This window comes from Xylanibacillus composti, from assembly GCF_018403685.1.
Classification (GTDB): Bacteria; Bacillota; Bacilli; order Paenibacillales; family K13; genus Xylanibacillus; species Xylanibacillus composti.
Window position 1 is genome coordinate 72,395 of the sequence record NZ_BOVK01000018.1, and the last position, 24,410, is coordinate 96,804.

At 52.8% G+C, this 24,410-nt stretch carries 22 protein-coding genes; 18 read left to right on the plus strand and 4 right to left on the minus strand.

The window, feature by feature from the left end; all coding sequences use genetic code 11:
* Positions 1-176 precede the first annotated feature (176 nt).
* Positions 177-431, plus strand: a complete 255-nt coding sequence (locus tag XYCOK13_RS07985; protein WP_213411482.1) for a hypothetical protein — start codon at positions 177-179, stop codon at positions 429-431.
* Between the two features lie 94 nt (positions 432-525).
* On the opposite strand, the gene XYCOK13_RS07990 is transcribed toward XYCOK13_RS07985, so the two are convergent.
* Positions 526-885: an ABC transporter permease family protein gene (locus XYCOK13_RS07990; protein WP_213411484.1), complete on the minus strand. Its 360-nt coding sequence runs from the start codon at positions 883-885 to the stop codon at positions 526-528.
* A gap of 251 nt (positions 886-1,136) precedes the next feature.
* On the opposite strand from XYCOK13_RS07990, the gene XYCOK13_RS07995 reads away from it, so the two are divergent.
* Positions 1,137-2,588, plus strand: a complete 1,452-nt coding sequence (locus tag XYCOK13_RS07995) for an NAD-dependent malic enzyme (RefSeq protein WP_280520886.1) — start codon at positions 1,137-1,139, stop codon at positions 2,586-2,588.
* Positions 2,589-2,673: 85 nt separating this feature from the next.
* Here the strand turns inward: XYCOK13_RS07995 and XYCOK13_RS08000 are convergent, their stop codons facing one another.
* Positions 2,674-3,219 carry a GNAT family N-acetyltransferase gene (locus XYCOK13_RS08000; RefSeq protein ID WP_213411486.1) on the minus strand — a complete coding sequence of 182 codons (546 nt, stop codon included), beginning with the start codon at positions 3,217-3,219 and terminating at the stop codon, positions 2,674-2,676.
* Between the two features lie 249 nt (positions 3,220-3,468).
* Here XYCOK13_RS08000 and XYCOK13_RS08005 point away from each other — a divergent pair, with 249 nt between their 5' ends.
* From XYCOK13_RS08005 to XYCOK13_RS08025, 5 genes are all read left to right on the plus strand, one after another.
* Positions 3,469-4,440, plus strand: a complete 972-nt coding sequence (locus XYCOK13_RS08005; RefSeq protein WP_244865060.1) for an aldo/keto reductase — start codon at positions 3,469-3,471, stop codon at positions 4,438-4,440.
* Positions 4,441-5,285: 845 nt separating this feature from the next.
* On the plus strand, positions 5,286-7,715 hold the full coding sequence (gene nirB / locus XYCOK13_RS08010; protein WP_213411488.1) for a nitrite reductase large subunit NirB: 2,430 nt from the start codon (positions 5,286-5,288) through the stop codon (positions 7,713-7,715).
* 23 nt (positions 7,716-7,738) lie between these two features.
* Positions 7,739-8,083, plus strand: a complete 345-nt coding sequence (gene nirD / locus XYCOK13_RS08015) for a nitrite reductase small subunit NirD (protein WP_213411490.1) — start codon at positions 7,739-7,741, stop codon at positions 8,081-8,083.
* A 32-nt stretch (positions 8,084-8,115) separates the two neighbouring features.
* Positions 8,116-8,937 (plus strand): uroporphyrinogen-III synthase, encoded by an 822-nt coding sequence (locus tag XYCOK13_RS08020; protein WP_213411492.1) that lies wholly within the window; start codon positions 8,116-8,118, stop codon positions 8,935-8,937.
* Between the two features lie 32 nt (positions 8,938-8,969).
* Positions 8,970-9,824 carry a formate/nitrite transporter family protein gene (locus tag XYCOK13_RS08025; protein ID WP_213411494.1) on the plus strand — a complete coding sequence of 285 codons (855 nt, stop codon included), beginning with the start codon at positions 8,970-8,972 and terminating at the stop codon, positions 9,822-9,824.
* 26 nt (positions 9,825-9,850) lie between these two features.
* On the opposite strand, the gene XYCOK13_RS08030 is transcribed toward XYCOK13_RS08025, so the two are convergent.
* A complete protein-coding gene (locus tag XYCOK13_RS08030; RefSeq protein WP_213411606.1) occupies positions 9,851-10,531 on the minus strand; it encodes a DUF421 domain-containing protein in 681 nt (226 codons plus the stop codon).
* A gap of 112 nt (positions 10,532-10,643) precedes the next feature.
* Positions 10,644-12,209 (minus strand): glycine betaine uptake BCCT transporter, encoded by a 1,566-nt coding sequence (locus XYCOK13_RS08035; protein ID WP_213411496.1) that lies wholly within the window; start codon positions 12,207-12,209, stop codon positions 10,644-10,646.
* A 190-nt stretch (positions 12,210-12,399) separates the two neighbouring features.
* Between XYCOK13_RS08035 and XYCOK13_RS08040 the strand changes: the two genes are divergently transcribed.
* The 11 genes from XYCOK13_RS08040 to XYCOK13_RS08090 all read left to right on the plus strand — a co-directional run bounded on the left by XYCOK13_RS08040 (position 12,400) and on the right by XYCOK13_RS08090 (position 24,391).
* Positions 12,400-13,389, plus strand: coding sequence for an N-acetylglucosamine kinase (locus XYCOK13_RS08040; protein WP_213411498.1), 990 nt, complete (start codon positions 12,400-12,402; stop codon positions 13,387-13,389).
* A complete protein-coding gene (locus tag XYCOK13_RS08045; RefSeq protein ID WP_213411500.1) occupies positions 13,386-14,693 on the plus strand; it encodes a 6-phospho-beta-glucosidase in 1,308 nt (435 codons plus the stop codon). The genes XYCOK13_RS08040 and XYCOK13_RS08045 overlap by 4 nt, the downstream gene beginning before the upstream one ends.
* Before the next feature lie 138 nt (positions 14,694-14,831).
* Entirely contained in the window at positions 14,832-15,302 is a 471-nt protein-coding gene (locus tag XYCOK13_RS08050) for a RidA family protein (RefSeq protein ID WP_213411502.1), read from the plus strand.
* A 36-nt stretch (positions 15,303-15,338) separates the two neighbouring features.
* Positions 15,339-16,667: an ABC transporter substrate-binding protein gene (locus XYCOK13_RS08055; RefSeq protein ID WP_213411504.1), complete on the plus strand. Its 1,329-nt coding sequence runs from the start codon at positions 15,339-15,341 to the stop codon at positions 16,665-16,667.
* Positions 16,668-16,758: 91 nt separating this feature from the next.
* The gene (locus tag XYCOK13_RS08060; protein ID WP_213411506.1) at positions 16,759-17,700 is read left to right on the plus strand and encodes a carbohydrate ABC transporter permease; all 942 of its coding nucleotides are present in this window, start codon (positions 16,759-16,761) and stop codon (positions 17,698-17,700) included.
* A gap of 7 nt (positions 17,701-17,707) precedes the next feature.
* Complete coding sequence (locus XYCOK13_RS08065) at positions 17,708-18,547, plus strand: carbohydrate ABC transporter permease (protein ID WP_213411508.1); 840 nt, start codon at positions 17,708-17,710, stop codon at positions 18,545-18,547.
* Between the two features lie 18 nt (positions 18,548-18,565).
* Positions 18,566-20,137 (plus strand): N-acyl-D-amino-acid deacylase family protein, encoded by a 1,572-nt coding sequence (locus XYCOK13_RS08070; RefSeq protein WP_213411510.1) that lies wholly within the window; start codon positions 18,566-18,568, stop codon positions 20,135-20,137.
* Positions 20,138-20,175: 38 nt separating this feature from the next.
* On the plus strand, positions 20,176-21,390 hold the full coding sequence (locus XYCOK13_RS08075; protein ID WP_213411512.1) for an aminotransferase class V-fold PLP-dependent enzyme: 1,215 nt from the start codon (positions 20,176-20,178) through the stop codon (positions 21,388-21,390).
* A gap of 1 nt (position 21,391) precedes the next feature.
* Positions 21,392-22,414, plus strand: a complete 1,023-nt coding sequence (locus XYCOK13_RS08080) for a Gfo/Idh/MocA family protein (RefSeq protein WP_213411514.1) — start codon at positions 21,392-21,394, stop codon at positions 22,412-22,414.
* Entirely contained in the window at positions 22,407-23,390 is a 984-nt protein-coding gene (locus XYCOK13_RS08085) for a Gfo/Idh/MocA family protein (RefSeq protein ID WP_213411516.1), read from the plus strand. The genes XYCOK13_RS08080 and XYCOK13_RS08085 overlap by 8 nt, the downstream gene beginning before the upstream one ends.
* Positions 23,391-23,422: 32 nt before the next feature.
* A complete protein-coding gene (locus XYCOK13_RS08090) occupies positions 23,423-24,391 on the plus strand; it encodes a Gfo/Idh/MocA family protein (RefSeq protein ID WP_213411518.1) in 969 nt (322 codons plus the stop codon).
* Positions 24,392-24,410: the final 19 nt, after the last annotated feature.

Genomic DNA, 24,410 nt, shown 5'->3' on the forward strand with positions numbered 1-24,410 from the left:
GGAGTTAAGAAGCTTCAGGTCGATGCATCGGGCGGGTCATGCCAGATTGTTTGCCACCCCTTGCAATGGAGACGCCTTAGAAAGGATTGTACGAACAGGTCAAGTTTGGTACATGTGATTGGGACGATCCGGTTTACCGCAGTTGGATCAAGTGGAGCTATGCTTGCCGACGCTGAATGGGGAAGCGACAAGGGATAGCCGAGCAATTCAGCCTGCTGCGCCAGCACACGCGGAAGGAGCGCGAACCAAGTGCAGAATGGGCGCTATTGGTGCGCCATTCGAGCGCGAGTCCGAGTGGGAGTCGAGTGGGAAGCGTGCGAATAGCGGGAAAAAAGGTTTCTATCGTGCAATCACTGGGGAATCGTGTGCGTACAGCGGAATTTATTGGCTTTATTCGGGCATTTTCGTCTTTGTTCAAGCTGTCCGGTTGAGAAAAAGTCCGCTTTTTTCCGCTATTTCCTTGCCAACGACCGCTTCAGCCACAACAAGACCAATTTCTTCCTTTATTCGTATGGGTGGAACTTCTCATAGGCATGCAAGCGGATATACGTATGGGTGCCCGTGCGTTCGTTCATATTGGCTAGTTCCTCGGGGTAGCATGATGAAGATGAGATAATAAATGTAGAATGTCCGCCTCTCGAAAGCTGTCTCTTCCTTATATCGAGCGTAAGCGGCAAGCGTCAGGCAGGTCATGATGATGATTGTGCCAAGCGCAGTACGGACAAACTTCCACAGCGATTTCAGGAAGTTTCCGCTCTCCAGCGTCTTGCTCCAGGCATCGAGCGTAAAATCGATAGGAACCAGACCAATGAGTCTTGCGCCGGCAGCCGCACTACCGCTGAAGGGGACAGCCAGGATATGGTTGAATCGGAAAAGCCAAGCCAAGCCTTATAATCCCGGAAAGCAATAATAATGCCCAGCATCGGTCCCTAATTGTAAATGAGAGCTATGAGAAAGGCGGGCAAGACATCCCGCGAGCAGAGCGGTTTTGCGAGTTGGTCTAGCAGAGTAGGGACATGATACGGAGCATACGGAGGAACAATAGGTGTATGCGGAAAGGCCCCTTGAATTCTCAAGGGTTTTTCTGATCCGGAATCGGCGCATGATAAAAACGAACTTATAGTTGGAAAGAAGGGATCAGCTTGTCGATTAGTACCAATGTCATATTCCGGGTGGAAATTGACAAAAGCCAGGTGACGTTCGGAGATGTGGTCACAGCCGTCAGCCGCATTGGCGGGGATGTTATGGCGGTCGATGTGATCCAAGCAGGAAAAGCCAAGACGGTACGCGATATTACGGTGCAGTTGAACGTGGATCGCTACAAGCAGCTTGAGGATTCGATTCAATCCATGCAGGGGATTCGGATTATCCATGCCTCGGACAGCACCTTTCTCGCGCACTTGGGCGGCAAAATTCAAGTGACGCCCAAAGCGCCTATCAAAAACCGTGAGGACCTGTCGCGGGTGTATACGCCGGGCGTCGCGAGAGTATGCATGGCAATCCACGAGGACCCCAGCAAGGCCTATACGCTCACAGCCAAACGAAACCTGGTTGCCGTAGTTACCGATGGAACGGCCGTTCTCGGATTGGGGGATATCGGTCCGGAAGCGGCCATGCCCGTAATGGAGGGCAAGGCTATGCTCTTTCGGCAGCTGGCCGATGTGAACGCTTTCCCCGTCTGCCTTCAGACGAAGGATACCGAAGAAATTATTCAGATTGTCAAGGCGATATCGCCGTCCTTCGGCGGGATCAATCTGGAGGATATCAGCTCGCCCAGATGCTTTGAAATCGAGCGCAGGCTGCAGGCGGAACTGGATATCCCTGTCTTCCATGATGATCAGCACGGCACATCTATCGTCATTCTTGCCGGCTTGCTGAATGCGCTGAAGCTGGTGCAAAAGACCGTGGAGCACATTCATGTGGTTGTGTGCGGAGTTGGCGCTGCGGGAGCAGCCTGCATTCAGATGCTGCTGGCTGCCGGTGTGCGGAACGTGATCGCCGTGGATCGCTGCGGCGCTTTAAGCGCGGATGTGCATTACGACCATCCGACCTTGGACCGCATTGCCTCGATCACCAATCCCGAGCGCCGCACAGGAAGCCTGAGCGAGGTGCTGAAGGGGGCGGATGTGTTTATCGGCGTTTCCGGTCCGGGCGTGCTGACCGCCGAAGATATTCAGCAGATGGCTGCCGATCCGATCGTATTCGCGATGGCGAATCCAGAGCCGGAGATTGATCCGGAAATTGCCGAACCGCTCGTGCGTGTGCTCGCAACCGGGCGGAGCGATTATCCGAACCAAATTAATAATGTCCTTTGTTTCCCCGGGATATTCCGCGGGGCGCTGGATTGCCGAGCCAGCTGCATCAATGAGGAAATGAAGCTTGCTGCAGCGAAGGCCATCGCGTCGATCGTGACGGAGGACGAGCTGAATGAACACTACATTATCCCGAGCATCTTTAACGAGAAGGTAGTGGCGCGAGTCAGAGAAGCTGTCATGGAAGCGGCGGTCCAATCCGGGGTGTCCAAGCGCGTGCCGCGGGAGCTGGCCCATGCGGAGGAGTCGAAGGTTTCCCTGATGTCGCCTAGTTAAGAAGTTGGTTGTACAGAGGCTGTCTCGAAAGTCATGGAATGACTGGGAGACAGCTCTTTTTTATTGAAAACGGTGTATGGAGCAATCAAGATTTCAGACGGAGTGACTCGTCGGGGTCTGCGAGCGGCCGGCCGTAGTACCGATCAGCGCGGAAATTGTGGATTTCTCGGCATGCCTTTTTCATTTTGTCCATGATCACCTTCTGGTTTTCCTCGAATGGCGGCCAGTACAGCACCTTCATTTCATAAGTCTCGCCGTCGTCATCCTGTCGGGTATACACGATGCGGTCTGCCTTGCGGAAGCCGTTCCGGAGATAAAATTTCATGCGCCGCTGCGTATCTTTGTCCTCCTCGTCAAGCGGCTCCGCTTCCAGAATAATCAGCTTCTTCTTCTGCTTCAGCTTGTCAAGCACTTGGGTGCCAATGCCCTTCCCCCGCTGCCGGGATGTGACGAGCAAATAATCGATAAAGACGAAGGTGGGGAATTCCGCGTAGAGCACGATATATTCATCGGTCTCCTCTTTGTGGTAGTTCGGATGTGTCTTTACCAGTGCCTCCAGCTGCTCGGGGTGTTTCATTTCGTGTGCCGGGAAATAGTCGTTCAGCTTTTGGTACCAATCGCTTTGCACCATCATTCACCTCCACTGTTTGGGTTTAGTGTCTTCCAGCGCGGGCCAAATATGATGCTGAAGTCCTTGGCAAATGTTTCTGAGCACGCGTATTGCCGACTGTGCGGGAAGACTGATTACGTTCAGGTAACTAACTTAACTCATTTTCAGCTCTTATGTATCGACTGGAAGTTGCCTATAATGAAAGTGGAGATATGAATAGATAAATATAACGTGTTAGTTATCCAAGCCTTACGAATCGGAGGGATCACGATGAATTACAGAAAGCTTGGCCGAACAGGATTGGACATCTCGGAGATTGGTTACGGTGCTTGGGGAATTGGCAAGACCGCATGGATAGGCGCTAACGACGACGAGTCCTTGAAAGCGCTCAATCGTTCCATCGAGCTCGGATTGAATTTTATTGATACAGCGCTGGGGTATGGCGACGGGCATAGCGAACGGTTGGTCGGCCAAGTGGTCCGGCAGCAAAACAAGCCCGTCTATGTGGCGACCAAGATTCCGCCGAAGAACAAGAAGTGGCCGGCGCCAGCGGGCATTCCATCATCAGAGGCATTCCCGGCAGATCATGTCATCGCATGTACGGAAGAGAGCCTGCGGAATCTGGGGCTCGACACGATAGATGTCCAGCAATTCCACGTATGGCAGGATGACTGGGTCGATCAGGGCGATTGGCTGGAGGCGATCCAGAAGCTGAAGGAGCAGGGCAAGATCCGCTATTTCGGCGTGTCCATCAACGATCATCAGCCGAACAATGCGATCAAACTGATCGAAACCGGTCTCGTTGATACGGTGCAAGTCATTTACAATATCTTTGATCAAAGCCCGGAGGATCAGCTGCTCCCGGCATGCCTGAAGCATAACGTAGGGGTCATTGTGCGGGTAGCGCTGGATGAGGGCGGGTTGACCGGCAACATTACGCCGGAGACAACGTTCGCGCCGGATGACTTCCGCAACAACTACTTCCGCGGCGACCGCAAGCAGCAGGTGCATGATCGCGTGCAGAAGATTGCGGCGGATCTGAACATCGCGGTGGATGAGTTGCCAGAAACCGCGCTGCGTTACGTGCTCAGCCATCCGGCTGTATCCACGGTTATTCCAGGGATGCGCTCGATCCGCAACGTGGAACGCAATATGCAGGTTGGTGACGGACGCGGCCTCCCGGAGGACAAGATCGAGAAGCTGAAGGCGCATCGCTGGATTCGCAATTTCTACCAAGCGTGACGGCCAGGCCGGGAGGCAACTGCGCCGAGGCGCATCAGATTCATCGCGCAGCTTGTGTGAAGTGTGGGTCGGGGTTTTGGGTTTTCTCCCGGGAGCTGTTTTTTGCCGGAGCAGCCCTTCTAAGGACTGACTTCCTGAATGTGTGGCAAAGGTAAGCTTTCGTACGATCGGGTCATCCAGATATATTTCTGGATGGCCCTTTTTCGTGTGCGGCAAAGACGGCCAACCGTATTTATGGAAGCGCAAAATAGTAACAGTACCATTTATTTCTGGTAGCAACTTCACTAATATTGCTGATGAATGGGCTTGAGACGCTAATTTATTACCTCTTTACCATAAAGAGTGTAAGAAAGGGTAACTGTTAATAGTAATGGCTTCACTAATCATGAATTATCGCTACTCATCGTAATGATTACAGGTGGTTGGTACCCTTAAATAAGGGAGTTGCTACATAAGTGCGGTGTCAGCGGTTTCAAAGTAAGCATCAATGGCAATTCTTATCCCTGTGTCATCCCCCGTTGTTGCCTTTACCGGCCCCCCCTCATTCTAATGCTAGCACCATTAGTGGCAGCCTCTATGCCAATCAACCAAACGGCATAATAACTAACATAAAACGTCATATATAAAACGAATAATAACGAACAATTAAGCTGTTAATGCAGCCAAATGTTCGTATTCCGTTTGATTGTATGCTTAAAAACCGAACCATTGCCCCAATTTTCAGCACTTGTGTAAGGAAAAATTACATTTTTCTATTGAAATCGGACGGGATATGCGGTTATAATCAAACCACACAGATAAACGTTCAAACAATGTAAAAATATATAACATGGGAGTGGAGAGCGATGAGAAAGAAGCTGGTGATGGTCGGAAACGGGATGGCGGGCGTAGCTAGTATTGAGCATTTGCTGAAGCTGGCTCCGCAAAAATACGAGATCACGATCTTCGGCAGCGAGCCGCATCCGAATTATAACCGGATCATGCTGTCGTCTGTACTGGCCGGGGATACGGAAATGAAGGATATCGTGATTAACGATTGGGACTGGTACAAGGACAACCAGATTACGCTTCACGCAGGACATACTGTCAATAAAGTTGACACGAAGAACAAAACCGTCGCCACTGATACCGGCATCACCGAATCTTACGACGAATTGATCTTGGCAACCGGCTCTCTCCCCTTCATGCTGCCGCTTCCGGGAGCAGACAAGGAAGGCGTGATCGCTTTCCGGGATATCAAGGATTGCGAAACGATGATCGAAACGGCCAAGCAGTACAAGAAAGCGGTCGTAATCGGCGGCGGCTTGCTTGGACTGGAGGCCGCGCGCGGCTTGCTCAACTTGAACATGGATGTCACCGTTGTTCACATCCACCAGTACCTGATGGAAAGACAGCTGGACCAAACGGCTGCGATTATGCTGCAGCGTGAGCTGGAAGCACAGGGAATGAAGTTTTTGCTGGAGAAGAACAGCGAAGCGATTACAGGCAAGCAGCGCGTCACCGGCCTGAAATTCGATGACGGGACATGGGCAGAGGCCGACCTGATCGTGATGGCGGTAGGGATTCGCCCGAATGTCGCCCTCGCCAAAGGGGCTGGTGTCGAAATAAACCGCGGGATCGTCGTCAATGATTATCTGGAAACCAGCTTGCCTAACGTCTACGCGATTGGTGAGTGCGCGGAGCATCGCGGCATTGCTTACGGCTTGGTTGCTCCTCTGTATGAGCAAGGCGCAGTCTTGGCGAAGCGGCTCGCTGGAGTGGAAACAGAGGGCTATCAAGGCTCTGTCACTTCCACAAAGCTGAAGGTTTCTGGCGTGAATGTGTTTTCGGCCGGACAATTTGCTGACGATCTGCATACACGATCCGTACGCGTGCAGGACGATTTCAACGGGATTTATAAAAAAGTAGTGATTAAAAACGGCCGAGTGATTGGAAGCGTGCTGTTCGGAGATACGAGCGACGGCTCCCGGATTTTCTCCATGATCCGGAGCGGCGAGGATGTGACGGGGAAGGAAAAGCAAATTTTGCTTGCGGACGATGCCTCCGGCAAAGGCAAATCCGACGTTGAACTCGTGGCGGCGATGGCGGATGACGAAATCATATGCGGCTGCAACGGCGTGTCCAAAGGGGATATCGTCTCAGCCATCCACGACAAGGGTTGTACCAGCGTAGGCGAGATCAAGGCCTGTACGAAGGCTTCGGGCGGCTGCGGCAGCTGCAAGAATCTTGTGGAAGGATTGCTTGCACACACCCTTGGCGAGGACGGCGTCACGACTGTGAAGGAAGGCATCTGCGGCTGTACGCCGCTTGGACGCGATGAAGTAGTGGCAGCGATTCGCGAGATGAAGCTCACCACCAGCAAGGAAGTGATGCATGTGCTGGAATGGCATAACAAGGAAGGCTGCTCGAAATGCCGCCCGGCGCTCAACTACTATCTGGGCATGGTATGGCCGGAGGAGCATGAGGATGAGCGGGAATCCCGCTTTGTGAACGAGCGCAATCATGCGAATATCCAGAAGGATGGCCGCTATTCGGTTGTGCCGCGGATTTACGGCGGGGTAACAACTCCGGAGGATCTTAAGAAGATTGCCGACGTTGCTGTAAAATACAATGTAGAGCTGGTGAAGATCACGGGCGGCCAACGGCTTGACTTGTTCGGCATCGAGAAGGAGGATCTTCCGAAGGTGTGGGAGGAGCTCGGGATGGAGTCCGGCTATGCTTACGGCAAGGCGCTGCGGACGGTGAAAACCTGTGTAGGCTCTACATGGTGCCGATTCGGAACGCAGGATTCGATTCAAATGGGCATTGATCTGGAGAAGAAATTCCAGAGGATGAACACGCCGGCGAAGGTGAAGATGGCAGTGTCCGGTTGTCCGCGAAATTGCGCGGAAGCAACCATTAAGGATTATGGCGTTGTCGCTATTGACGGCGGCTGGGAAATTTATGTCGGCGGCAATGGAGGAACCGATGTGCGCGCTGCCGATTCGCTCGTCAGGGTGAAGACCAGCGAGGAAGTGATTGAATGGAGCGGCGCTTACTGGCAATATTACAGGGAGAATGCCAACTATAATGAGCGGACATCGAAATGGATCGAGCGGGTCGGCATCGATGCAATCAAGCAGGCGCTGGCGAAGCCGGAGGATCGGAAAGCCCTGTTCGAGCGTCTGGACAAAGCGCTGAGCCTGATCGAGGATCCTTGGAAAGAAGTGCTGGAAAACGAAGAGCTGCGCAAGTCCTTTGAAAAGCTGGAAGTAAATGAGCAATTGGCCCATTAAGAAAGAAGGACAGGTGATCGGATATGAATCAAGTGGCAATCGGAAACTATAGTGATATAGAAGAAAAGCGTTCACGCATTGTTCAGATCAATGGCATTGAGATTTCTGTATTCAAGCTGTCCAGCGGTGAAATCCGCGCGATTGAGAACCGCTGCCCGCACAAGGGCGGCAAGCTGTCGGAAGGGATAGTAAGCGGACATTACGTATTCTGTCCGTTGCATGACTGGAAGATCGATATGAATGACGGTGTCGTTCAGGCGCCTGATGAAGGATGCGTGGCCACGTATCAGGTAACGGTGACGGAGAATGGAGAGCTGCTCCTCGATCTCGAATCGGCAACCTCAGACCAGTCCTGCGAGGCATCCTAATTGAGTTGATAAAGAACGAGAGGAATCACAATATGCGGAGACTAGAGGGCAAGCGGGTGGCTATCACAGGCCCCCGCAAGGCAGAAGAAATCAGCACATTGATTGCGAAGTTGGGCGGCATCCCGCTTGTCCGGCCGGCGCAAGGCACCATATATCTGCAGAACGAGGATATTGAAGCGCAAGTGGTTTCTTTTATCGAGCAGGATTGGGACTGGATGATTCTGACGACTGGCATCGGAACGGAGTTGCTGATCCGCAATGCGGAGAACGCCGGGTTGGCAGAGCCTTTCCTGGCCAAGCTGCGCAGCATTCGAGTGGCGGCACGGGGATATAAAACGGCTAATGTCTTGAAAAAAAATGGCGTTACTCCTGCCGCAAGAGACAACGATGGCACAGTAGCAGGAATCATTCGCGCCATGGAGGATTTCCCCCTCGAAGGAAAGCGGGTGGTCGTCCAGTTTTACGGCGACGTTTCGCCGAAACTGGTTCGGTGGCTTACCGAACGAGGCGCTTCCTTCGAAGAGATTTTGCCCTACCGGCATGTGCCGCCTGATCCGGAAGTGATGGAAAAGCTGATAACGGAAATTGTAACCGGACAAGTAGATGCAGTCGCATTCACCAGTACGCCGCAAGTGCGGTTTACATTCGAATATGCCGATAAGACAGGTCGCGGCGAGCAGCTGCTGCAGGCTTTCCGGACGCATGCGGCAGCCGTGGCGATCGGGAAGGTGACAGCCGAAGTCATTCGAGAGGTAGGCGTCGAGCGCATCGTAGTGCCGACCGAGGAACGAATCGGCAGTATGATTGTCAAATTAGCAGAATACTATGCTTCCGGACGAACAGAAGACACCTAACAGCATGAAGCGAGACACACAGGAGGAAGCGGATGGACTACGTAAAACCAAACCAGGTGCTGCACAATATGATTCAGACAGGAGCGGGAAAAGCACAATTACCCGTAATTCAGCTCATTCTTCGAGGATTTCTCGGCGGGGCTATCTTGGCATATGCCACGACACTCGCCTTTACGGCGACTTCACAAACCGGTCTGGGCCTCGTCGGCGCATTGGTCTTTCCGCTTGGCTTCGTCATCATTATTTTGCTCGGGCTTGAGCTGGTGACAGGGAGCTTCGCCTTAATCCCGCTTGCCGTGATGGAAAGACGCGCAACAGCAGGGCAGATGGCAAACAATTTCTTCTGGGTTATCGTTGGCCATGTGATAGGTTGTTTGTTTTATGCGGGATTGTATTATGCGTCTATCACGAAGATGGGCACGGTGCATGACCATGCCTTGGCGGTGATGATCGCCGGCATTGCGGAAGGGAAGACGATCGCATATAAGGAGATGGGTGCAGCCGGTCTGGGGTTGGTATTCATCCGCGCAGTGCTCTGCAACTGGATGGTCACGTTAGGAGCGGTAATGGCCATGACCTCGCAATCAACATTGGGAAAAATAGCAGCGATGTGGCTGCCGATCCTCGCCTTTTTTGCACAGGGCTTTGAGCATGCGGTAGTCAATATGTTCGTGATTCCGGCGGGCATGATGTTCGGGGCTGAAGTATCCGCGGCCGATTGGTGGCTGTGGAACCAGATTCCCGTTCTGGTCGGGAATTTAGCAGGCGGTCTTATCTTGACCGGTCTGTTCCTGTATTGGAGCCATGCGAAAAAGCCCGGGGCCAAGGATGAATCCGTTAGCGCCAGCTTTGGAGCGCGTGTGGGCTCGGAAGCCAAGCGGGCTTAGGCGGGTTGTGCAGCGTTTGCTTTTTTTTATGAATACTTCTGGAGGAACAAGGGCTCGTTCTCGCGCCATTCTGCAAACAGCACATCCTGATAGTGAAAAATGTCCGCATTAGCCAACTCATCCTTGAGCCATTGCTCATCATGTCCGGAAGCGCGCAAATTATCGTGAATGACCTCGCCGTCAAGAATGACCGTGTAAGGCAGAGAAGACGGCTGGGGGTGAAGGTGCAAGTCCTGGTTCGTTGGTTTTCCATATTCGGGCTTGGGCAATACGCTGATGGAGCCGTTCGTCTCCATGATCACGTAGTTTACCTCGCGGAGAGAAAAGTATCCCTGTTGCCGCAATAGGCTCTGCAGCTGGTTTAGGTCGAGTTTGATCTTTTTCATTTCCTTAAATTGAATGTTGCCTTTGCGGATAAGAATCGACGGCTGGCCCTCCAGCATCTTGCGGGTTGATTTGAGTTTCTGGGTCACTAGTTCAGTCACATAGATGAGCAGCGCCCAAAGCGAGAGCGCGAACAAAATCTTTTGCAGTTTTATTTCTTGATCATATACCGCGTTTCCGAGCAGCTCGCCCAAAATGAGCACAGAGATGAAATCAAAGGGGGTAAGCTGGGAAAAATGCGTCTTCCCGACAAGCTTTGTATAGAGAAACAATGCGCAAAAGCCGACCAGCAGCTCGACTGCAATGGCCCCGTAGTCGTTCATTTCCTTATCAACCAGCCTTCCGTAAGGGGTCGCGAAGCGAAGCACTTCTTCTAACAAGGTTGTTCAATCATGCAAGGATATAAACTTCCGGAGCCGGGTTAACGAAAGGGATTTACTTGGCAGGTTCCCGACTGTTCTTCCCGAGTCCGGCAAGTGTCGGCGCATCCTTCGAAGCGGGCTCCTTTTTGGCTTTGCCCGGTGGCTTTGCGGGCAGTTCGGAGCGAAAGGACTTCAGCATGGACAACGCCATGCCCAACAGCACAAAGGCCAGTGGAAATGCACTAACGATAATAGCTGTCTGCATCGCCGGCAGTCCGCCGGAGATCATCAGGATTACAGCAGAAGCAGACAGGATGAGCCCCCATATGATTTTGACCGGATTCGCGGGATTCAGGCTGCCGCCAGTTGTCATCATGCCGAGTACGAATGTAGCGGAATCGGCCGAAGTAATGAAGAACGTAGAGATGAGCAGCAGTGTCAGGATGATGAGCAGCAGGCTGAGGGGAAGCTGTTCGTACACATAGAAGATCGCCGTTTCCAGGGAGCGGCCGGAAATATCGAAGCCGAGGTTGTATTCCAAATGGATGGCGGTACCGCCAAATACGGCAAACCAAAAGGAACAAACCAGGGTAGGGATTACGGTAACGGCGACCATAAACTCCCGAACCGTTCTGCCTTTGGACACCCGGGCGATGAAGGTGCCGACAAAAGGCGCCCAAGCAATCCACCATGCCCAGTAGAAGATCGTCCAATTTTGGACCCAGGAAGCGCGTTCGGCATGGAAAGGAGCCAGCCTCAGGCCCATGCTGGGCAAGTTTTGGATGTATTCGCCGAAGGTTGTCATGAACAGGTTCAAGACGAAAAGCGTGGGACCGACGAACAGCACACAGACGAACAGCAGTGATGCCAGGATCATATTCGTATTGCTTAAGTAACGGATACCGCGCTTTAGCCCCGTGCCAGCCGACAATAGAAACAAGAGCGTAACGATGGCGATGATCGAGAGCTGAACGGGGAAGTTGTTCGGGACGCCAGCGACATAATGCAGCCCGCCGTTGATTTGCGCAGCGCCGAGCCCCAGGGACGCAGCCACGCCGAAGATCGTGGCGAACACAGCCACGGAGTCAATTGCGATGCCAAGCGGGCCGCGGACTCTCTCGCCAAGCAGCGGGTATAAGGCCGAGCTCATCAAGCCGGGATAGCCCTTGCGAAATTTGAAGTAAGCCAAGGCGAGAGCGATGGTGGCGTAGATAGCCCAGGCGTGCAGTCCCCAGTGCAAGTAAGTATAGCGCAGCGATTCCTTCGCCGCTTCGGAAGTGCCAGGCTCCCCCAGCGGCGGACTGGCGAAGTGCGAGATCGGTTCGGCCACGCCGAAGAACAGCAAGCCGATCCCCATTCCGGCGCTGAACAGCATCGCGAACCAAGTCAGCTGCTTGAATTCCGGCTTGTCCTCATCCTTCCCAAGCTTGATTCTGCCGTATTTGCTGAAAATCAGAAACAGCGCAAAAAGCAAGAAGACAGTTGCGCACAGCTGGTAGAACCAGCCGAACCGTTCCAGAAAGAATGCCTGCGCTGTATCCATGACCCGACTTAGTCGGGAGGGAGATACAACGCCCCAAATAACAAATACCAGAGAAATCGTAATGGCGATTCCAAATACTTTCGTTACGGTTTTCATGCACCGACCACTCCCTTCCCTTTCATCATGCGCACTTTTGCCAGCGTTATGCGGCTGCTGGAACAGAAGCCGAATGCAGAGAAAGTGCATATTGACAAACAAGGAGCATTTGCATTAATCTGTATACGAAGATAATTTATTCGTCGAATAAACTAACATTAGGTTACTTCATGGACTGAGGAGATTAACTATGAGCTTTATTATGGGCGTGGATGGTGGAGGGAGCAAAACATTTACTGTCATTACCGATGCAGCTGGCAATCTTGCAGGCGAGGGTTTTGCGCTGGGAGCCAATCATCAGACGATCGGCATTGACAATGCGAAAACACACATTGTGGAATCGATGAATGAGGCGTTAAAGTCAGCGGGCTTGAAATTAAGCGACCTGTCTTATATACAGTATGCGCTGGCTGGCGCAGACAGGGAATCAGACTATCGCATCCTTCGTCCTGCGCTTGCCCAAATACCTGCAGCGCGTTGGGGATTGGAATGCGACACGATGGCCGGCTTGAGATCCGGAAGCCCGGACAACGCGGGTGTTGTGCTGGTATGCGGCAGCGGAACGAATGCAGTGGGAAGAAGTCGTTCGGGCAAGGTCGTTCAGACTGGCGGCTTTGGCTATCTGTACGGGGACAATGCCGGGGGAAGCCGAATGGCGGTTGAAACGTTTCGAGCTGCCGTCCGCTCATGGGATCAGAGAGACATCCCTTCCGTACTTGTGGAGAAGGTCCCGGCATACTTCGGATTCGAAAATATGGAAGCACTCTATAATGATTTTCTAGACAGACAAAAGGGGAATGTTCCGGTTGATCTAACCATTGTTCTCCATGAGGCGGTGAAGGATGGCGATCAGCTGGCCATTCGCATCCTGGCGAAGGTCGGGGAAGAGCTCGGTCTTTCCGCCAACTCGGTCCTAAAAAGGATCGGTGATTTTGGCATAGACAAGGTGCCAATCGTGCTGATAGGCAGTGTGTTTCAAAAGGGCAGAAGCAGCCACTTGCTGCAAGCCTTGAAGCAAACAGTATTAGAGGAAAACGCGAATGTGGAATTTGTTATTCCGGAAATGGAGCCTGTATTTGGAGCCGTATTGCTCGGGATGGATCATCTGAAAATATCTGTGCGGCCTGATATAATAGAGAAATTTAATTCCTACAGGAAAGGGGAGCGCATGCATCGATGAAGAAGCCAATAAAAGTAGCCGTTATCGGCGGCGGATCGTCCTATACGCCGGAATTGATCGACGGATTCATTCGCAGATATGCCGAGCTGCCTATTCAGGAATTGGTGTTGGTCGATATCGAGGAGGGCAGCGATAAGCTGCGAACGATTGGCGAGCTGGCGGGAAGAATGATACAGAAGGCAGGCGCTCCTATTCAGCTTTCGACGACTTTGGACCGCAGAGAAGCGATCCGCAATGCCGACTTCGTGTTGACACAGATACGAGTGGGCATGCTGGAGGCGCGTTCCAGGGATGAAAAAATCCCGCTGAAATATGGATGCATCGGTCAGGAAACGACCGGCGCAGGCGGGTTTGCGAAAGCGTTGCGCACAATCCCGGTCATTCTGGATATATGCAGGGAGATCGAGGAATTATCGCCGAACGCATTCCTCATCAACTTCACCAATCCTGCCGGCATCATTACCGAAGCTGTTCTCAAGCATGCCAAGGTGAAGACGATCGGTTTGTGCAACCTGCCGATTCATACGAGAATGCAGACGGCCAAGCTAATGGAAGTAGCCCCCGAAGAGGTTCAGATTGAGATGGCCGGCATTAATCACTTGAACTGGACTACGCGGATCATGATTGGAGGCGAAGATCGTACGAAAGAGGTCATTGCCCTGCATGACAGATCGGACGGCCTTGCGGTAAAGAACATTCCCGATCACAAATGGGGAGAAGGATTTCTGGCATCTCTGCAAATGCTGCCATGCAGCTATTTGAAATACTACTACTTGAAAGACAAGATGCTGCAGGATCAACTGGAGGATTTGTCCGGCAAGGGCACTCGGGCCGATGCGGTGCGAAAAGTCGAGGACGAGCTCTTTCAGCTATATGCCGATCCGGAGCTGGATCATAAGCCTGCGCAGCTGGAACAAAGAGGCGGGGCTTACTACTCGGAAGCCGCTGTAGATTTGATTGCATCCATTTATAACAACAAGCGGGATGTTCAGATTGTGAATGTCCGCAATGATGGCATACTTGCGTCCCTGCCCGATGACGCGGCCATAGAGGTGCCTTGCGTCATCTCCGCGGCCGGCGCAAAGCCGATTGCATTGACGGAGCAGCTTCCGTTGGCGGCGACAGGGCTGCTGCAAGTTGTGAAGGCCTATGAACAGCTGACCGTGCATGCTGGCGTAACAGGATGCTATGACAGCGCATGGCAAGCACTGACGATTCATCCGCTGGTAGGCGCCTCATCCTTGGCAAAGGCTATACTGGATGACATTTTGCAAGACAACAAAGCGTACTTGCCTCAATTTTAGGCGTCATTCCAGCGATATATTGTTTATTCGCCGAAGAAACTAACAAAAGATTTGTTTAAGGAGGTGGTAGTTTTCTCTACCAGAACAACGAGCCATGCATCCTGTATCTACACAAAAATTGAAAGGAGCTAATGCAAAATGGGCTTGGCTGAGGAAAGAATCGCAAAGTTAGGCATCACACTGCCGACCATAAGCTTAAAGGGGAAAGGGATAGTCGCTATTCAGAAGCACGGCAATTTGCTGTACACCTCTGGACATGGACCGGAACGCGAGTCCGACGGTTCTCCGATCTGGACAGGCAAGTTAGGCAAGGATCTGACCGTAGAAGAAGGATATGCGGCGGCCAGGGAGTGCGGCATTATTCTGCTCGCGCAACTGAAAAGCTACTTGGGCGATCTTGAACGTGTGGATCAAATTGTAAAGGTGTTGGGACTCGTGGCAAGTGCGGAGGATTTCTACCAGCAGCCGCAGGTTATGCATGGATTCTCTGATCTGATGGTCGAGGTTTTCGGCGAGAGAGGCAAGCATGCCAGATCGGCTATGGGGACCTATGTGCTCCCCAAGAACATCCCGGTTGAAATTGAAATGATTGTAAGGATCAAGGAATAAATCCTACTGCTTGCTAACTAAAGGAGGAAATATACCATGCGCAAAATGTCCAAGCTAGTGCTTATCTCATTGGCACTATTGTTAATCGTTGCGGGTTGTTCCAATAACGGAAACTCGCCTTCCAACGACGGAAGTGAAAGCCCTTCGAACAGCGGAGGGAGTCAGAATGGCGAATCCATTGAACTGACCTTCCAGCACATAGGCGGAACTGTGCCTGCGCAAACGGAAGTGCTGAATGAAATGGCTGCGGCATTCTCTGAGCAGAATCCGGGCGTGACGGTAAAGGTTGTCAACGTGGGTTGGGGCGAGGCTTACTCTATGTTTCAGCGCCAAGTCGCTGTCGGACAAGCGCCGGATCTTGTCATGCTTACCGGTCAGTGGGCAAGCGAATATCAGAAACTGGGCGCCTTCGCACCTGTTGACGATCTAGTATCGGATGAAGTGCTGGATATCTTTCTTGAGAGCGGTTTCGTAAAGGGCGAGGACGGCAAGATTTACGGCCTGCCGTGGGATGGAAGCATCTGGAGCTTCTTCTACCGCACAGACCTGTTTGAAGCTGCAGGACTCGATCCGGCAAGCCCGCCTCAGGATTGGAATGAGATGCTCGAGTACGCCCAAGCGCTAACGAGCGGCGATCAGTACGGTCTGGTTATTCCGGCGGCTGGCTGGGAGCCGGATGACTACTTCCTGCCGTTTATGTGGCAGGCTGGCAATGAAGTAGCTATTCAGGACGGAGATGGCTGGGTGTCCGATATCGGCAGCGAATCCGGCCTGGCTGCGGCGCAATACATCTATGACCTGACGAACACGCATCAAGTGATGCCGAAAACAGTGACAGGCATGGACTGGGAAGGAGCTGCGAATGCCTTCGTTTCTGGCAATGCGGCTATGATGTTCAACGGCATGTGGGTGGCCAACAGCTTGCTGGACAACGAGGAGCTGGATGGAAAGTGGGCAACTGCGGTCAGCCCAGCGGGTCCGGCTCAATCGGCAGTATTGGGTTATCCGAATACGCTCCACATAACGGAACAGAGTGAGCACAAGGAAGTAGTAGGCAAGCTGCTTGAGTTTATTTTTGCAGGCGACGGGGAAGGTCCGACTTACTATGACAGATTCTGCGAAGTGACGGGAGTAGTTGGATGGACGAAGGAATTCTCCTCTACCGAATTTGCCCAGAATCCGGTCTTCCAGCCATTCGTAGAGCAGGTTCCTGTCAGCTACAACCGTCCGATCGTTCCGCAATATGAAGAGTTCAGACAAATTCATTTCAATCCTGCCATTCAGGATTTGATTCTTGGCAACATTACGCCAGAAGCGTTTGTCCAATCCATGGACGAGAAATTCAACGAACTGTTGGCTCAATAACCAATAGACAGCAGATAGAGCAATAGAATCCGGTTAGCTCTGCCAGGCTTATGCCTCTAACCGGGTTTTTATTGCTTGGGAGGTGTGATAAATGGAGGATACGCAACATGTAGAAGCGACTGCCGGCAATCCGGCTGTTCGTTCAAAACGCAGCAAGATGAACGCTTTTTGGAAAGCTGCACTGCCTTATATACTCATTTCACCGGGTGTTATTTTTGTAGGAGCCATTCTGATTTATCCGATGATCTCCGGTGTCATTTCCAGTTTGTTCACCCAGCATCCTCTGAATTTATCACAGCGGGAATTTGTGGGACTGGCGCATTTCAAAACTTTGTTCTCTGACAAAATATTTTATATGGCGTTCTCGAATACCCTTATTTGGACGCTTGGCGTAGTATTCGGCCAATTCGCCCTCGGATTGGGCATTGCGCTAATGCTGAACGAGAAATTCCCGGGCAGGGGCATTTATCGCAGTTTGATTTTGATACCCTGGGTCGTCCCTATGATAGCGGCGGCGCTGACGTGGAAGTGGATCTATTCTGCGGATTACGGTGTATTGAATTATTTTCTTAAACAAATCGGACTTATTTCGACCAATATAGATTGGCTGGGAAATCCCTCGATTGCCCTCTTTTCTGTCATTATGACAAATGTTTGGAAAGGGATTCCGTTCGTGGCTGTTGTGCTGTTAGCCGGTCTTCAATCCATAGATAATGAAATGTACGAAGCGGCGCAGGTCAGCGGCGCCAATTTGTTTCAGCGGTTCTGGTACATTACGCTGCCCAGCTTAAAGGGAGTTAGCATCGTGGTCATCGTATTGACAACCATATGGACCTTCAATCAGTTCGATCTGCTGTACTTGATGACCAAGGGCGGTCCTTCGAATTCGACGCAGATCATTCCAGTCTATACGTATTTGAATGCATTTAATTTCTTCAAGATGAACTACGCAGCCGCGGTTTCTACCGTTGGTGTAGTATTGCTTAGTGTTCTGGCGTTCTGGCATCTGAGAACGAGCAAGGAAGAGGGGTGAGGCAGCGATGACTTCCAAAAGCAAGCTTATCTGGCAAAGGGTGTTTCTTTATACGGTATTGACTGCCGTCACCGTTGTATTGATTTTTCCTTTCTTGTGGATGATCTCTACCTCATTGAAGCATTCCAATGAGATTTTCACGCCAACGCCGCAATGGATACCGAGTTCGGCTACGTTCGCCAATTACGTCGAGCTTTGGACGACGACGCCGTTCCCGACGTATTTCCGAAACAGCGTGATCGTAGCGGTGGCAACCACATTGATTACTTTATTTATTTCGACTTTCTTCGCATACGGTCTGTCGCGCTTTCGCTTCAAAGGGCGCAGGATTATGCTGAACATGCTGCTCGTTTCCCAGATGTTCCCGTTAGTGCTGCTCATTATTCCGATCTATGTGATCTTTATTCGGCTGGATCTGATGGACAGCTTCGGCTCTTTGATTATCGCCTACTGTACGTTTGCGATTCCATTCGGAACCTTGATGCTAAAAAGCTATTTCGACGGTTTGCCTCCTGAAACCGAGGAAGCAGCGTTAATGGATGGATGCTCGCCGGTCGGGGCTATATTCCGGGTAGTGATTCCGCTCGCGGCGCCTGCAATCGCAGCTGTGGGACTGTTCTCCTTTATCTTGTCCTGGCAGGAATTCATCTTCGCCTTGACATTGACGAATTCAGAGGGCATGCGCACGCTGCCGGTCGGCATTAGCTTGATGGTGGGCAATCGCGAAGTGCTTTGGGGCATGCTGATGGCTGCTTCGACATTGGTTACGCTGCCGGTTGTTTTCTTATTTATATACTTCCAGAAATATCTCGTTAGCGGCATGACGATGGGCGCGGTAAAAGGATAATGAACGGGAGAGATAGCGATGTATGACATAGTAATCAAGAACGGAACGATTATAGACGGTACGGCAAGCAAGGCGTTCGAAGCCGACCTGGTCGTGAAGGACGGGGTCATAGCAGGCATTGGCCGTTATGCGGAGGATGAAGCGAAGCGTGTCATCGATGCGAAGGGGCAAGTCGTCAGTCCGGGCTTCATTGATACGCACGTTCATTCCGATGTGGTTTTGCTCGCCGACAGACAGCATGCCGCCGGCTTGTATCAAGGGGTAACGACAGAAATATTGGGACAGGACGGCTTGTCCTATGCGCCGTTATCTGCGGACAATCTGCGCATGTACTTCAAATACTTGTCCGGTCTGAACGGGACGCCGGATATTCCGCTGGACTGGTCGACGGTGCGCGAGTATCGCCAAAAATTTGACCGTACCGTTGCGATCAATACCGCCTATCAGATCCCTCACGGCGCGCTGCGTCTGGAGACTGTAGGCTTCCGCGATACCCCGCTGATCGGCAAGGATATGGAGAAAGCCAAGGAATTGCTGAGAGTCGGGATCGAGGAAGGCGCGGTTGCCTTCTCTACCGGCCTGAGCTATTTCCCAGGCTCTTATGGGGATACCGAGGAGCTGATTGAGCTTTCCAAGGTGCTTGCGGAGAAGAACAGCATCTATGTCACTCATTTGCGCACGGTATTTAAAGGAGTGCGGTTCGATCCAATCAAGGAAGCGCTGGAGATCGGCTGGAAGTCGGGCTGCAAAATCCATTATTCACATTTCCGCACAGGTCCCCACAATGCGGGGAAGGTAGATGAGCTGATGAAGGATATCGACGACGCCTACCAGAACGGGCTGGATGTCAGCCTGGAGCTTTACCCTTACGGCTTTGGCTCCAGCACAGGCGTCATTCACCTTCCTCCTTGGGTGGTGGAAGGCGGCTATGAAGCCACACTGGAAAGGCTGGCAGACAGAAGCTTGCGGGCGCAAATTATTCGGGATATCGAGAAGGACTTTCCTCGCATTGACGGAGCGTTCTCGCATTTGCCTTCCGGCAAAAACGTGGATTTGCTCGGTCTGTCCTTCGAGGAGGCTTCGAAGGCGCGCGGACAGAGCATTCCGGATTTGTTATGCGACCTGCTGCTGGATGAGGATTTGGCTGTCGGCATTTTGGGAGAGATTCCGGCTGATGAGAAGGTCATCGCCCAAATTGAAGAAGATTTGTTCAGCTTGTTGAGCCGACCGTATTATATGGTCGGAAGCGACGCTATTTATTTAGGCGAAAATCCGCATCCGCGGGCATTCGGCACATTCCCCAAGCTGTTGCGCTTGGCGCGCGAGAAGAACTTCCCGCTGGAAACTTTAATCAATCGGATGACGAAAGTTGCCGCCGATCGCTTTGGCTTGACAGACCGCGGGCAATTGGCGGAAGGGAAAGCAGCCGACATTGTAATCTTTGATCCCAAGACCGTTACCGATACCGCCACGATTGCGAATGCACGCTCGGCACCGAGAGGAATCCGGCATGTCTTGGTCAATGGACAGATTGCTGTTCAGGACGAGAAGTGTACGGGAACGCTCGCAGGCAGAGCTTTGCCCTGCTAGCTATCCGTGGTCAACTCAACAACCGGGAGGAATGCGTCATGCAGCAATTTTATGATCGATTCGGACTCAGAAAGGTGATCAATGCCCGGGGACCGGCAACCGTACTGGGCGCTGCAAGAGTGGAGAACAAAATCCGCAAGGACATTTATGACATGCTGGGGTTGTCCGTTGAAATTTGGGAGCTGCAGCGGCGCGCGAGCGAAGCGATTGTCAAGCTGACCGGGGCGGAAGCAGGCTGCGCTGCGAACTGTACGGCAGCCGGAATGACCGTTGCCCTTGCCTCCTGTCTGACGGGGGATAACATCGCCCACATCAAAGAACTGCCAACGGTGAAGGGCCCCAAGAACAAAGTGGTCATCCAGAAAGGCCATGTTATCGGAATCGGCGATATTCCGGCCACCCAGTTAATCCGGATGACCGGAGCCGAGCCTGTAGAGATCGGCGAAGCGCTCGATTGCGCCACCTTCCATTTGGAGGCTGCGCTCACTGAGGACGTGGCGGCAGCGGTTTACGTCATGATGGATGTCTTCCCGCCAAACCTGCTGCCCTTCGAAACCTTTCTGAAAATATGCAAGGCGAAGGGCGTTCCCGTTATTGTGGACGCGGCGTATGATACGGACTTCCGCCATTCAATTGCGCTCGGCGCAGATATTGTCGTTCACAGCGGCCAAAAGTGGCTGGGCGGCGCTACTTCCGCTCTGGTTGCGGGACGCAAGGATTTGGTGCATGCCTGCTATTTGCAGGAGATGGGCATCGGCAGGCCGATGAAGGTAGGCAAGGAAGGGATTATCAGCATCATCTCTGCCATCGAGAGATGGCTGGAGCGCGACCAGGATGCCATTATTGCAAGACAAACGGTGCAGGCGGAGCGCTTTATCGAGCGGATGGCCGAGGAACCGGGAATAACTGGCGAAATCAAGCGTACCCGATTTTCTCCGTCTGTCAGGGTAGTTATGCATATTAACGAAGAGGCAACGGGAGTCCCTGCATGGTTGATTAACGCCCAATTGGGCGTCTACGATCCGGTTATCAAAATGGATGACTACGCGATTCATCAAGGGCGCATGGAATGGGATCTCTCCTTCCTGGATGAGGGCGATGAGCAGATCATTATGAATGCGATCAGCAGCATCATTCGCGCCAACCGCAATCCGGACCAGGCGAAAAAGCGTCCAGAACCGATGACTCGCATGGATGGGCTGTACCGCACCTTCCATCAGTGGCTGGACGGGGACCCGAGGGGAGAGCAGTAAGATGCGGTTTGGACTTATTGGCTTTTCGCAAGGATTTTATGCTACGACCTACACCAGACACGCGGCCAGGCTGAAAGGAATTGAGGTAGTGGCTTGCTGCGATCTGGGCCAGACGGACGAATATGTGCTGGAGTGCGCAGGCATCACGGCGCGGGAATTTGCCGAAGAGCTGGGCTGCGAGCTGCTGTCCGATTTGGACGCATTTTTCTCCAGAAAATTGGATGCGGTCATGGTGGCTTCGGAAGTGTGGCAGCACGCCGAGCATACGATCAACGCTTTGTCGCACGGCTGTCATGTCTTCGTAGGCAAACCGCTGTCCTTCCGCCCGGATGAGGTGCAGGCTGTTATCGACAAGGCCAGGGAAGCAGATCGCCTCGTGCTGCCGGGCAATCCGTTGCGCTATGAAAGCTCCATGCAGCAAATAGCCGACCAGATTCGGGGCGGCGCCATCGGGAAGCCGACCAATATTCGGGTATTTGTCCATCATGAAGCGATGGTGCATCAGGAGTGGGAGCGGGATCCCGCCAAGAGCGGAGGACCTCTCGGCACCTTCGGCATTTATTTGATCGACACGGTTCGCTGGTTAACCGGCCAAGAACTCGGACATCTATACGCTGTCGGCGGGCAGTTCGTCTTTCCCGAAGTCCAGTCGTGGGACACGGTGCAAGCCGTGGGGGCTACGACTGAAGGGGCGCTCGTCCAGCTGAATCTGGTGTCCACCATGACGTGGGAATATCCGTTTGTCATGGTGGATGCGATTGGCACCAAAGGTGTCATTCATAACAATCCTTACCGTCAGGCCTACGTGCTCCAAAACCCGCAGGATCAATTGGGACCGATCCAGTACGATCCAATGGGACAAAAAGAGATCGAGCATTTCATCGCCTGCTGCCAAGGAACCAGCCGTCCAGCCATAACCTTGGACGATATGCTGGCTGCCGCCGAGGGCATCCAAACGATGACCCGGAGTCTGCGCAGCGGGACGCCGCAGAAGCTCGGGGACAAGGGGGAGAACCATGCTTAATGTCATCATAGTGGGCGCCGGCTGGGCCGGGAATCTGCATGCGGAAGCGGTGTGCCGCCATGCGGGGGCGAATTTGGCGGCGATAGTCGATCAAGACGAGGCCAAGGCGCGAGACCTCTCCCGCCGCATGGGCCATGTTCCGGTATTTGGCTCGGCAGCGCAATGCATGGAGGCCGGGATTCCCTTTGATGCGGCCTTGCTGTGCACACTGCCGGATACGCATGTGGAACTGGCTGAATCGCTGATCCGGCAAGGAAAGCATGTGCTGTGCGAGAAACCGATGGGGAGAGCTTCCGCGCCGATTGCCGCTTTAATCAAGCTGGCGCAATTGAACCGGGTGAACGTCGGCGTGAACTTCAATCAGCGCTTTTCTCCGGCCATTCGGGAGTTGAAAGCGAGACTCGATTCGGACGGCACGGTCCATCTTGCCCATGCGTCCATGCATCAGCACGGCCCCGTCCACATTACGGATCATACTCACGAGCATTTTATTCTGACAGATGCCTGCTGCCATTTGCTCGATACCTTGATGTATCTGAATGGACCGATCGAAAGCGTGCATGCCTTCGGCAGCAAAATCGCGAGCGAGATCTATTCCGATGTATCGGTCAATCTTCGCTTCCACAATGGCAGCATTGGCTCCATGACGCATACCTTTGTAGGCGGATTGCATGAGTCCCAGCACCCGTTCCAACGGTTCGACGTCTCGACCGGAAAGGCGCGCTACACCGTGGAAAATATGCTGGATTCCTTAACTATTTATCCTCATCCGGACAGCTTCAGTCAGCGATGGATGCCTTCTGTTTTCCGTCCGCGCGATTATGCCTCGACGATGCTGGAGGCGGTATCCGCATGGCTGGACAGTGTTATCGGCAACAAGGAGGCGCCGGTAGACCTGTCTTGCGCGATGGAAAATGCCAGGGTTGCAGAAGCTTGCGTCCAGTCGCTTGTTCAGGGAAAGACCGTGCATGTGTAATGGCGATATTCAACAGTCGGGAGGGACATTCGTTGCAAAAATACCGGATTGGCTTTATTGGATGCGGAGAAATTGCGCATATGCACGCGGCATGTTTGCTGGATAACGGGGCGCTGATTGCAGGCGGTTATGATTTCAACGAAGCCGCGGCACGCCAGCTTGCGGACCGGTTCGGGGGCAAGGCGTTTGCTGATCCGGAGCAGCTATGCCAAGACCGGGATGTGGATGCGGTGTATATATGTACCCGGCATGATTCCCATGTCCAGTATGTCACGATGGCCGCCCGGAACGGAAAGGCCATCTTCTGCGAAAAACCGTTGGCGATGAACGCGGAAGCTGCCGCTGAGGCCGTGGAAGCGGTTGAGAAATACGGCGTTCCTTGCGTGCTGGGCTTTAATCACCGTTATTCGCCAGGCATTGCGAAGCTGAAGCAGTATTTGCTTGAACATCAAGAGCAGGCGCAGATCCTCCACTTTCAGTTCGTTACAGCCCCATTCCTCAAGAGTTGGGCCGGTCTGCAGGAGCAGGGCGGAGGCGTTCTGGTATGTCTGGGCAGCCATGTGCTGGATTTGGTTCATTACCTGGCTCCGTCCGAGGTGGTGCAGCTGCAAAGCATGGCAGTGGGACTACGCTTGCCAAGCCCGTATCTGGAAGATGCGTTCGGGGCGGTGATGACGAATGAGGCGGGACAATTCATTACTGTGCAGGCTCATGATCTGGGCAATCGAGACTTCTCTACCGATCCTGCGCATCGCATCAATACGGTTCAAGCTTTTATCGGCGATGAGGCCGTAGTGGCTCGCCCTTCCCAATTCGAGGTATGGGGCGGGGGACGAAATGTAAGCGAGCGGTACCGTACGGACGTTCTGCACGCCTGGGGTTACCAGGAGCTGAACAAGAGGTTCTTGCAGAGGCTGAGCGGGGAAAACATTGACGTGCCGGACGTTTATGCAGGTTGGCACGCCGCGAAAATGGTAGAAAAATGTAGGAACAACAGGTAAAATGATGGGAGATGGAGGA